Raw genomic sequence first — 10,811 nt, 5'->3', positions numbered from 1 at the left:
ACGCCTACGTGCTGTGCCAGGGCCTGCGGCGCCAGCATGTCTTCGCCGTCTCGTCGCTCTGCTTCGTCATCGACGCGGTCTTGATCGCCCTCGGCGCCGGCGGCTTCGCTAGCCTGTTGCGGGCGGTGCCCAGCCTGCCGGACATTGCCGCCTGGGGCGGCGCGGCCTTTCTCGCCGCCTACAGCCTGCGCTCCTTCCGCGCGGCGCTCAGGCCGGGAACCCTGGAGGCAGGCAACGGCGCCGCCGCCGGTGAGGGGCTCCGCGCCGCCTTGACGACCGCTCTGGCGCTCAGCCTGCTGAACCCGCATGTCTATCTCGACACGGTGATCCTTCTCGGCGGCATCGCCGCCCAGTACGGCGGCGGCGAGCGCCTGGCCTTCGCCCTGGGGGCGATCCTGGCCTCCGGCCTCTGGTTCTACGGGCTCGGCTACGGGGCCAAACGCCTGGCGCCCTTTTTCGCCAGCCCGCGGTCCTGGCGTCTCCTGGACGCCTTCGTCGGCTGCGTGATGGCGGCCATCGCCCTGAGCCTGGTGGCCAGCCAATTGAGGGGCTGAGGGAGCCTCTCTGGGGCTCACAACTCTTCCTAGACCGGAGTCTCCTCGACGAAACGGAGGACACGGTCGCAGAACTCGTGCGTTGCGGTGAAGGTGGGCAGATGCCCCTTTCCTTCAAAGGCATAGAACTGCGCATCGGGAATCGCGTCCGCTATGGCGATACCTTCCTCAAGGGGAACGTCCTCGTCGACCGTGCCGTGCATGACCAGCGTCGGTCTCGAAATCCGACCGATCACATTGGCGATGTCGACGGAAGGATCGAAGGTGAAGAAGTTGACCAGGGTCTCGCGCGGCAGCTTCAGGCACTGCTCCTCAAATTGCAGGCGCAGGTCGCCGGTGCCGTCTTCGGAGTAGATCGTGCGAGAGAAAATCCTGACGGCTCTGGCAAAGTCGCCCGCCTCCAGCGCTTGGTCAAAGGGCGTGGGTTGGCGGCCTTCGGCCCCTCTGCCCTCGGCCGGAACCACGCCCAGCCCGACGGTCTGGCGCATGCCGCCGCCGACCAGGACGAGACGGTCCAGCAATTCCGGCCTGCTCACCGACAGCTTCGCCAGCAGATTGACACCGCGCGACATACCCACCGCCGTCGTTCTCTGGCCGCGCTTTACGGCCTGGATCACGGCAGCGAAGTCCTCCACGTGGTCGTCGAGCGTATAACCCGGCGGCAGCGGGTCGGAAGCACCGGTGCCGCGCCCGTCGATGGTGATGATGCGAAACCGTTGGCAAAGCTGTTCGACAATCAGCTGAAAGACGTGAAGGCCGTAAATGAAGGGATGGATCAACAGCAGGGTCTGGTCGCCGCTGCCTTGCTCATAGTAGGCAAGCCTGGCCTCACCCCTGATCACGAAATCACGGTGATGCCGTTTGTTGGCGACGACCTGCCGCCGCGTGTCGTCGCTCTCCGCCTCGATGGCCGCGTCATAATGATGATTGGCGGCATCCAAATCACCGAGAAGACTCTCCAGGTCTCCCAGCAGAACGTGGGACTGGGAAGTCTGCTCGGCCAGACCCCCGGCGGCCGCCGCCTCCAAGGCCTTGCGCGCAATTCCCGCGGCCTGCTTGTAGCTGTAGCGTTCCTTCGCGCGCTCGGCGGCCATCAGGAAGTAGGTCGTCGCTTCCCGCCACGCTTCGCCGGCGGCGAAGTGCCCGGCGATGCTCTCGACCGCCTCGGCGACACGACCGGCGTAAAGCCGCTCCAGAATTTCGGCAACGCGCCGGTGCAAGCCGGCCCGGTCGGCACGCAACAGACCCCGATAGGCGACGTCGCGGGTGAGGTCATGCTTGAAGGTATAGACGCGCTCGGGAAAAAGCTGGGATTCGAAAAGGAAATCGCCAGCCTGCAGAGCGGCCAGGGTCTCGGAGAGCTGCCCGGGTGGGAGCTCCGCGGCCTGTTCCAGCACGTCAGCGGCGATCGAGGGGCCAATCACGGCAGCGACCTGAAGCAGGTACTTGCTGGGCGGCGCCAGGCGGTCGATGCGCGCGGCGAGCACCGACTGCACGGTCGCCGGAATCTCGAAGGACTCGACCGGAGCCGCCAGACGATAGGCCCCGCGCTGGCCGACAAGCGCATCGGTTTCGGCAAGCTCCTGAGCGGTTTCCTCGAGAAACAGCGGCGTGCCCTGCGTGCGCTCGATCAAAAGGCGTTTCACCTCCGAGAGGCCGGGATCGGTTCCAAGCAAGTCGTCGAGCAGCCGGCTTGCGCTTTCGTCCTGCAGGGGGCGCAGCCGAATCTCGCTATAGCTGCTTCTCGCGGCCCAGGCGTGTTTGAACTCCGGCCGAAAGGTGACCACCAGCAGCATCCGTGCGGCGCCCAAACCATCGATCAGGCCGTCGACGAAGGCCAGACTCTCCGCATCGAACCAGTGAAGGTCCTCGAGCGCCAGAACGAGCGGCCTGTGTTGGCTCTCCCGGACGAAGACGGCCTTCAGGGCATCGAGGATGTGGCGCCGTCGCAGCGGCGGGCTGAGCGCCAGCCACGCGCGGTCGTCGACTGGGAGATCAAGGACCGACAGCAGGGCCGGCAGGGTGGCCGCAAGTCCTCTATCCAGGCCCAGGACAGCGGAGCGGACCTTTTCCGCCGCCGCGGTCTGGCTGTCCTGCGGATCGACCGAGAGCCAGGAGCGAAGCAGCGCCGCCACCGGCCCATAGGACTCGCTCGCACCGTAAGACACCGCACCGGTTTCCAGCAGGGTCCAGTCCGTGGCCGCCGGCGTCGCAAGGAACTCATGCAGCAGGCGCGACTTGCCAACCCCCGGTTCGGCGACCACAGCGATGACTTCGCCGCTGCCGAGCCCGGCGCGTTGCAGGGCACGGCCAAGCTGGGCCGATTCGTGCTCGCGTCCGACGAACTGCGCGAGACTGCGGCCGGCGCGCGCCTGCCAGGGAGTGCGAGCCTGGGACGGTGCCGTCAGACGATAGACGGTGGTGGAGTTCTCAGCCGCGAGCTCCAGCTTGCCGCCTGCGGTGGTCTGGAAGTAGCCGCGTGCGCGCTCCCGAGTGGCTGCCGTCAAGGCGATCTCTGCGGGCCCGGCCCGTTCCTGCAGCCGGCGGGCGATCTGCACGGCCGGACCCATGGCCTCGTAAGAGCGGGCCGCGCCCTCGGCGCTGGTGCGGACCACCGCTTCGCCTGAGTGCAGGCCGATGGCCGGCTGCAAACGATCGGAACCGAGCCGTTGGACGGCACTGCGCATGGCCAAGGCGGCATAGCAGGCGCGCACGGCATGATCCTCCTGCGCCTGCGGCGCGCCGAAGAGCGCCAGCATGCCGTCGTCGACGACGGCACTCACGGCACCGCCGTAGCGCGCAACGGCCTGGGACATGGCCTTGAGCGCCGGATCGATCTCTACGAGGGCCGCCTCGGGATCCAGCGCGCCGAACAGCTCGCCGGCACCGCGCAGGCCGGCGACAAGCGCTGTCACCTGCTTGCGTTCGCCGACGATGGTTTGCGGCACCTCCGGCGCGGAGATCGGCACATCAGGCCCGCCGGACAGCGCGGCCGGCGGGCCTTCGGCCGCCTGGCTGTCTTGAACCTGGCCGGCACCGCAGCCGGCCCCTTCGGTGACCTCCGCGACGAAGCGGAAGCCCCGGCGCACGGCGGTCCGAATGACCGCCTGCTTCGCGCCGCTGTCCCCGACGGCCCGCCGGGCCGCGTTGATGCGGCTGCTCAGGGTTGCATCGGAAACGATACGGCCGTCCCAGACCTGTTCGATCAGCTCGTCCTTGCTGACCACCCGTTCGCGGTTTTCGACTAGGTGCTGCAGCAGGTGAAAGACCTGTGGCTCGACCGCGACCACCTTTTCGCCCTGCCAGAGTTCAAGGCGGTCGGTATCCAGCCGATAGCTCCCGAAGCCATAGATCACGGCTCTTGCCCCTCCATCCCGATAGGGTCGAGGGAATCTGGAAGGCAAATCAGACCAGCCGTCAAGCAGAGCGATGCCCTCCAACCGCGTCCGCCGACTGCACGGAGATCGCCTAGCTTGATTCCCCGATCGGCAGGTCGGGCGTTCTTAACCTTGTCTGTGTCGTCCAAAGGAGAGAGCCCATTGGCCATCTAATCAGTGCGTTCGATTAAACCCGGCAATCGAAGCCGCAACGAGCACAGAGACTGCCCGGCAGCCTTTTCCGGACCTATGGCAGCCCGGCCGCGCGCAGGCCATCGGTGTAGAGATCAGCATCCGCCGGGTGCCTGAACGGCAGCTGACGGCTTGTGGCATCGCAGGTCAGGGATGGATCCAACACACACATCTTGGAGACCGCCTCCCTGGCCAGGTCGAGTTGCTTGAGCTGACCGCAAGCCGCGGCGAGAACCCGAAAGCCGCCAATGTACTCAGGGTTCGCGGAGACGGAGCGGCTTGCCCAGTCGGCCGCAGCCTCGAACTCCCGCGCCATGTAAGCGGCCATCGCCACCGCGTCATACCAAAAGGTGAGCATGGGATCATAGGGGCTCAATTGAACCGCGACATCGACATGATGCATGACCTTCTCGAGGTCGCCGACGAAGCCGAGAGTCATTGCGAGATAGCCATGCGCCTCGGCCAAGTTTTCATTGAGGCCGAGCGCCCTTGCAAAGGCGTCGACCGCCTCGTCGTGATCACGATTGATGTGAGCCGCAAAGCCCAGCGCCGTATGACCCATAGCATCGCTGGCATCCACCTGGATCGCCTGATGAGCAAATCTGGCGGCTTCTTCGATCGCCTCTTCGCGTGTCCGACCCCAGCCAAAGAGCACGTCGTAGACGTTGCTGATGGCGAGATCGCTGGCCAGCATGGCGATCTCCGGGTTTTCCCCGAGAGCTTCCATCAAGATGGCCCGCGCCCTTGCATTGTCGGCCTGGGTCAGCCGGCGCAGATAGGAATGCGCCCGCATGGCCGCCATCCATGGCTCCGGGTCATCCCCTTCACGGCGCCGGGCACGAGTCATCTCCGCGGTCAGGGAGGCGGGGGCCACAGCCGCGATAATGCTGCGCGTGAGCTGGTCCTGAATCTTGAAGAGGTCGCTCTGATGCAGATCGAACTTGTCGCTCCATTCGGTCTTTGCCGTTTGGGTATCTGTCAGCCGTGCGACAACCCGCAATCGCTCACCTGAACGGCGAACGCTCCCATCGACCAGATAGCGGACTTGCAGATCGCTCGCGACGCCGCCGAAATCGCTGTGATCATGGGTGCGAAACCGGAAGCTGGAGCGCGGCGAGACGACCTTAAACCATCGAAACTTCGACAAGGCCGCGACCACGTCTTCGGCCACGCCCTCTGAAAAGAAATCCGATGCTCCTGAGAGATCTTCAAACGGCAGCACGGCAATGGAGGGTTTGCCGGAGAGAGGTTTTTCGGAATTTTGAGTCTGCCCATGAGATTTCGTCTCAGCCATCACGTGAAGAGCGGCGTCCTTCATCGTGCCGCGCTGACTTGAACCACCGATGCCGGACTCTGCATCGGCTTCGCAGACCTCGGCGACGAAGCGGAATCCGCGGCGCACGGCGGTGCGGATGACCGCCTGCTCTTTGCCGCTGTCGCCGACGGCCCGCCGGGCCGCGTTGATACGGCTGTTCAAGGTCGCGTCGGAAACGATACGGCCGCCCCAGACCTGTTCGATCAGCTCGTCCTTGCCGACCACCCGTTCGCGGTTTTCGATCAGGTGCTGCAGCAGGTGAAAGACCTGCGGCTCCACCGCGACCGCCTTCTCGCCCTGCCAGAGTTCAAGACGGTCGGTATCCAGCCGATAGCTCCCGAAACCATAGATCACAACGATAGCCCCTCAACGCCCGCCATCGCAGGATAGCCCATCGGCGGCCCGTTTCGAAGGTCAGGGCACCTCAGTTTGCAAACAGCAGGCCGATATAGGTTCTAAGCTGCCGGCATTGGCGCACCAGGAGGTCCCGGTCTTCCAAGGCACGGGACAGCAGTATCCCTCCTTCGATCACGGAGAGCTGAAACTCGGCCAGCGCCTTGGCGGTCACGCCTTCCACCCGGGGCGGCCGTTCGGCGATCACCCGCTCGAAGGCCCTTTCGTAGATCGCGGCCCAATCCTGCAGGCTGTCGGCAATGAAGCGGTGGGTCTCGGCATCGAAGAGCTCGCGCTGATGCGTGAAGGACGCGTACATGCAGCCGGCCAAGGGCGCCTCGAGACCTTCCAGCCACTCCTCGAAGAGCTTCAGATTCAACAGGGCTTCCTGCAGCGGGTCGTCGGCCAGCGCCCCGGCACGCTCGGCAATCGCGTTCAGAATCCCAAAGTCGTTGCGGGCATAGCGCTCCACGAGCGCACGGCCGAGGGCGTCTTTGCTGTCGAAATGGTGGAAAAACGCGCCCTTGGTGACCCCGGCGGCGCGCACGATCTCGCTCAGCGAGGTTCCGGCAAAGCCCTGGTCGAAAACCAGGGTCTCCGCCACCTCGAGGATCTTCTCGCGGGTCAAATCGGCCTTTTGCAGCATGGGCTCACTCGCTTCAGAGTACAGACCGGACGGTATCTCCGTCCTCGGCAAGAGTACTGTGAAGGCAGAGTTTTCACAAGGATCAATTGTTCAACTACTTATTAAATAACATAAAACATTGCCAGCTCACAAAACCATTGACGCCATACCAATCGGTCGGTATACAACAAACCAACCGGTTGGTATGGAACCAATCGTCCCAGGCCGGGAGATCCCGTGAAGACCGAAATCAAGGACTTCTGAAGAAGAAATCAAGACGGCCTTCAAGCACGGGGATCAGAACTCGCCCAGAGTCCCTTCACCCAAGGAGATGACAGACCTCAACACGGATCGTGGCCGCAGCGCTTCCGTTGAAGAACAAGGAGATCACTCATGTTCACACTGGAAACCGCCAGCGGAGTCCCCACGACCTCTGTCACCCCGCCGATGTCGCTGCGGCGCCTCGGCACGGTCCTGGGGGCTTTGTGCCGCTACTTCGCCACCCTCCAACAGCGGCGCATCGCGATCGTCGCGCTGCAGGGCATGAGCCGCCAGGGGCTCCGCGATATCGCCCTGGACCGGACGGAAGTCCTCTGCAGCCCGCATAGGCCCGAGCAGCGCAACGCCGGAGACCGCAGCGCTGCCGAAAGCGCCGCCGAATGTGAGGCCTGGGCCCGTCATGCGCAGGCCGCAAACGGATTTGGCAATGCCGTTCTGCCGGAAACAGCGCTGCCGGCACCGCCGCGCGAGTCATCCGACTAGGCCGCAAGGCCCCGCAAACTGCTCGCCGCGAGCAGCGCCGCACCCAACCCATCACCGTTGATCAAGGGAGCAAACCAATGCACATCGAGACGAACCAAACCGATCACGACCGCTACGCCCGCTGTATCGCCGCCTCCAAGCGCATCCGCTGGAACATCGAAGACGACGTCCTTCGCGGCCGCATGCTGGACAGCGATCACAAGTTTCTGCCCGACGGGCTTTCGCTGGTCGACCAACTGGACTTCCTGTCCGCCGACGAACAGCTCTATCTCAGCCAGGTGCAGGGCCGCACCTATGCCAATGTCTTCGGCCTCGTGGAGCGCTTCATCTGCGCCAAGGTGCTGGAGCTGAGCGGCGAGCACTGGCTGGGCGACCAGACGGCCCTGGAGGCGCTGGTGCGCTTCTGCGACGAAGAGCTGAAGCACCAGGAGCTGTTCCGCCGGGTCGAGACCCTGGCCGCCGACGTCATGCCCGCCGGCTACCGCTTTCTGCCCGACCCCGACGAGGTCGCGACGGCGGTGCTCAGCAAGGGCACCTGGGCCGTGCTGGCCTTGACCCTGCACATCGAGCTCTTCACCCAGCAGCACTACCGCGAAAGCATCGACCGCGACGAGAAGCTCTCGGCGCTCTACAAGGACATCTTCCTCTTCCATTGGAAGGAGGAGAGCCAGCACGCCATCCTGGACGAGCTGGAGTGGATCCGCTTCGACGGCAAACTGAGCGCGGCGGAGCGCGACCGCGGCGTCGACGAGTTCATCGAACTGGTGGGCGCGGTCGACGGCATCCTGCAGGTCCAGGCCGGCGAGGACGTCCGCTACTTCACCGAGACCGCGGGCCGCAGGTTCACCGAAGCCGAACGGCAGATGCTGGAAGCCGGCGTGCTGCGCGCCTACCGCTGGCAGTACATCCTTTCCGGCGCCCAGCACCCGCACTTCCTGAAGGTCCTCGCCGGGCTGACCACCTCGGCCCAGGTCGACCGCATCAAGGCCGCGCTCGCGCCCTTGATGTAGGCCCTCTCCGCCCCACCCCCGATACCAAGGAAAGCGACCATGACCAGTCAGACAGCCATGCAAGCCAAGCCCGCAACCGTGAACGGCCTCGATCTCGAAGCGCTCGCCAGCGTCGTCGAGGAGATCAAGCAGGACCCGGCCAAGGGCATCGTGGCCTTCCACGTCAGCTCCGCCTGGCAGGGACAGACCCGCAGCGAGACCTCGGTGGAGTCCTACACCATCGGGGGCGAGGAGGTGCCCCGCCGGTTCAAGATCGCCGTCGACGAGCCCTTCGAACTGCTGGGCCAGAACACCGCGCCCAACCCGCAGGAAATGCTGATGACGGCGCTCAACGCCTGCATGATGGTGGGCTACGTGGCCGGCGCGGCGGTGAAAGGCATCACTTTGGAGTCGCTGGAGATCGAGACCTACGGCAACCTCGATCTGCGCGGCTTCTTGGGCATCGACGCCGCCGTGAAGCCCGGCTACGACTCCATCCTCTTCACCGTGCGCATCAAGGGCGACGGCAGCGAGGAAGAGTTCCGGGACATCCACGAGACGGTGATGAGGACCTCGCCGAACTACTTCAACGTCTCCCGGCCGATCCGCCTGGACGGCCACCTCAAGGTGGAAAGCTGATACCGGTATCGCGACGCCGGGGACCCTCGGTCTCCGGTTCAGCGAAACAAACAGCGGGGAGGTTGCCGGCGACACCCGGGGCAGCGGCGAAAGCCGCCTGTTCCGGCCGGGGGATTCCGGCTAGCATCGCGGCACCCGTCGATTCTCGTTCCAAGGACTGCGCGCCCGCGTGGCAACCAAGCCTCATAACACCATCGCCTACGGATTTCTGGCGCCGGCGCTGGCGGTGATGACGCTCTGCGGCGTAATCCCCATGGCTTTCGTCGCGTACTACTCGGTGCACGACACCTTTGCCGGCAACAACTTTATCTGGGTCGGACCAGCCTGGTTCCAGCAGGTGCTGACATCGCCGGAGTTTTACGCCGCCCTGGCGCGCAGCCTCGGGTTCTCGGCCCTGGTGCTGTCGATCGAGGTTCCCCTCGGCATCTACATCGCCCTGCGCATGCCCACCAAGGGCATCCTCTCGTCCCTCTACATCGTGCTGATGGCGATCCCCCTGCTGACGCCGCACATCGTGGTCGGCTACATCTGGCAGGTCCTCACCCTGCCGGAGGTCGGGCTGCTGACGGCGGCGGTGGCCGGCCTCGGCTTCGCCCTCGACATGACCGACCCGCTGGTGGTCTGGTCCGTTCTGGCCTTGATGGATACCTGGCACTGGACGAGCTTCGTCGTGCTGCTGTGTTTTGCCGGCCTGCGCGCGATCCCCGACGACTACTACCGCGCGGCCGCCATCGACGGGGCGAGCGGCTGGGCGACCTTTCGCTACATCCAGCTTCCGAAGCTGCGTTTCGTCCTGCTGCTCGCCGTTCTGCTGCGCTTCATGGACAGCTTCATCATCTACACCGAGGCCTACGTGGTGACCCGCGGCGGTCCAGGCGTCTCCACGACCTTCCTGTCCCACGAGCTGGTGCAGACCGCCACGGTCCAGTTCGACCTCGGCGAGGGCGGCGCGATCTCCGTGATCTACTTCCTCATCGTGCTCGCGGTCTCCTGGGCCTTCTTCACGCTGATCATGCCGAAGGACCCCGAGCAGACGAAAGCCGACGAGACGAAAGACGCGCGCCCATGACCCGCCGCTTCTCTCTGGCGCCGGCGATCTACGTCGTCCTGCTCATGGTGCCCATCTACTGGCTGATCGTCATGAGCGTGAAGACCAATGGGGAGATCCGCGGCGGGCTGACCCTGCTTCCCCAGGCGCCCACGCTGGCCAACTTCCAGCTCATCTTCACCGATCCCGCCTGGTATCTCGGCTACGTCAACGCCGCCATCTATGTATCGTTGAACGTGATCATCGCGGTCACTGTCGCCGTGCCCGCGGCCTATGCCTTCTCGCGCTACCGCTTCCATGGCGACCGCGTGCTGTTCTTCGGCTTCCTGATGTTCCGCATGATGGCCCCGGCGATCCTGCTGGTGCCCTTCGTGCAAATCTTCTCCGAGCTTAGTCTGATCGACACCTATATCGCCGTCGCCATTGCCCACTGTTTCTTCAACGTGCCCATCGCAATCTGGATTCTCGAGGGCTTCATCTCCGCGGTCCCACGGGAGATGGACGAGTCGGCAATGATGGACGGCCACCGCTTCCCACGCTTTTTCCTGAAGATCCTGCTGCCCCAGATCGCGCCGGGAATCGCCGTGACGGCCTTTTTCTGCTTCATGTTTTCCTGGGTGGAGCTGCTCCTGGCCAACGCCCTCACCGTCGTCCAGGCCAAGCCCATCGGCGGCATCATGACCCGCGCCGGCGGGGTGCTGGCCGCCGACATCGCGCTGCTGGCCGCCGCCAGCGTCTTGAGCCTGGTCCCCGGCATCGTCCTGATCGCCTTCATGAAAAACCACCTCGCCCGGGGTTTCTCCATGGGCCGGGTCGCATAGAGCGGATCATGTTTAGACGGAAACACTTCCGTGTTTGCGTCTAAACATGTGAATCCGCTCTACACTTAAGAATTAGAGCAGATTCACCTGGTCCGA

General features: G+C 64.7%; 9 protein-coding genes. 6 read left to right on the top strand and 3 right to left on the bottom strand.

Features of this window, described 5'->3' with window-relative positions:
- On the top strand, positions 1-554 hold a 554-nt coding region (locus tag Q0996_RS03170; RefSeq protein WP_299615910.1), incomplete at its 5' end, for a LysE/ArgO family amino acid transporter.
- Between the two features lie 29 nt (positions 555-583).
- Here Q0996_RS03170 and Q0996_RS03165 read toward each other — a convergent pair.
- The 3 genes from Q0996_RS03165 to Q0996_RS03155 form a co-directional block, all read right to left on the bottom strand.
- A complete protein-coding gene (locus tag Q0996_RS03165; protein ID WP_299615908.1) occupies positions 584-3,910 on the bottom strand; it encodes an alpha/beta fold hydrolase in 3,327 nt (1,108 codons plus the stop codon).
- A gap of 268 nt (positions 3,911-4,178) precedes the next feature.
- Entirely contained in the window at positions 4,179-5,792 is a 1,614-nt protein-coding gene (locus Q0996_RS03160) for a winged helix-turn-helix domain-containing protein (RefSeq protein ID WP_299615906.1), read from the bottom strand.
- 70 nt (positions 5,793-5,862) lie between these two features.
- Positions 5,863-6,477: a TetR/AcrR family transcriptional regulator gene (locus Q0996_RS03155; RefSeq protein ID WP_299615904.1), complete on the bottom strand. Its 615-nt coding sequence runs from the start codon at positions 6,475-6,477 to the stop codon at positions 5,863-5,865.
- Positions 6,478-6,849: 372 nt separating this feature from the next.
- Between Q0996_RS03155 and Q0996_RS03150 the strand changes: the two genes are divergently transcribed.
- The 5 genes from Q0996_RS03150 to Q0996_RS03130 all read left to right on the top strand — a co-directional run bounded on the left by Q0996_RS03150 (position 6,850) and on the right by Q0996_RS03130 (position 10,715).
- Positions 6,850-7,218, top strand: a complete 369-nt coding sequence (locus tag Q0996_RS03150) for a hypothetical protein (protein ID WP_299615902.1) — start codon at positions 6,850-6,852, stop codon at positions 7,216-7,218.
- Positions 7,219-7,295: 77 nt separating this feature from the next.
- Positions 7,296-8,228 carry a hypothetical protein gene (locus Q0996_RS03145; protein WP_299615900.1) on the top strand — a complete coding sequence of 311 codons (933 nt, stop codon included), beginning with the start codon at positions 7,296-7,298 and terminating at the stop codon, positions 8,226-8,228.
- Positions 8,229-8,267: 39 nt separating this feature from the next.
- Positions 8,268-8,846, top strand: a complete 579-nt coding sequence (locus Q0996_RS03140; protein ID WP_299615898.1) for an OsmC family protein — start codon at positions 8,268-8,270, stop codon at positions 8,844-8,846.
- Positions 8,847-9,015: 169 nt separating this feature from the next.
- A complete protein-coding gene (locus Q0996_RS03135) occupies positions 9,016-9,915 on the top strand; it encodes a carbohydrate ABC transporter permease (protein ID WP_299615896.1) in 900 nt (299 codons plus the stop codon).
- Positions 9,912-10,715: a carbohydrate ABC transporter permease gene (locus Q0996_RS03130; RefSeq protein WP_299615894.1), complete on the top strand. Its 804-nt coding sequence runs from the start codon at positions 9,912-9,914 to the stop codon at positions 10,713-10,715. Before Q0996_RS03135 ends, Q0996_RS03130 begins: the two co-directional genes overlap by 4 nt.
- The last annotated feature ends 96 nt before the right edge of the window (positions 10,716-10,811 follow it).

Origin of the sequence: Pelagibius sp., assembly GCF_028289705.1 — a bacterium.
Taxonomy (GTDB): Bacteria; Pseudomonadota; Alphaproteobacteria; order Kiloniellales; family Kiloniellaceae; genus Pelagibius.
Note: the sequence above shows the minus strand (reverse complement) of the source record. Positions and strands in the feature narration are given on the sequence as shown.

Coding starts and splice junctions, on each gene's coding strand:
- Q0996_RS03155 (WP_299615904.1), bottom strand. CDS start 6,477: ATGCTGCAAAAGGCCGATTTGACCCGCGAGAAGATCCTCGAGGTGGCG.
- Q0996_RS03150 (WP_299615902.1), top strand. CDS start 6,850: ATGTTCACACTGGAAACCGCCAGCGGAGTCCCCACGACCTCTGTCACC.
- Q0996_RS03145 (WP_299615900.1), top strand. CDS start 7,296: ATGCACATCGAGACGAACCAAACCGATCACGACCGCTACGCCCGCTGT.
- Q0996_RS03140 (WP_299615898.1), top strand. CDS start 8,268: ATGACCAGTCAGACAGCCATGCAAGCCAAGCCCGCAACCGTGAACGGC.
- Q0996_RS03130 (WP_299615894.1), top strand. CDS start 9,912: ATGACCCGCCGCTTCTCTCTGGCGCCGGCGATCTACGTCGTCCTGCTC.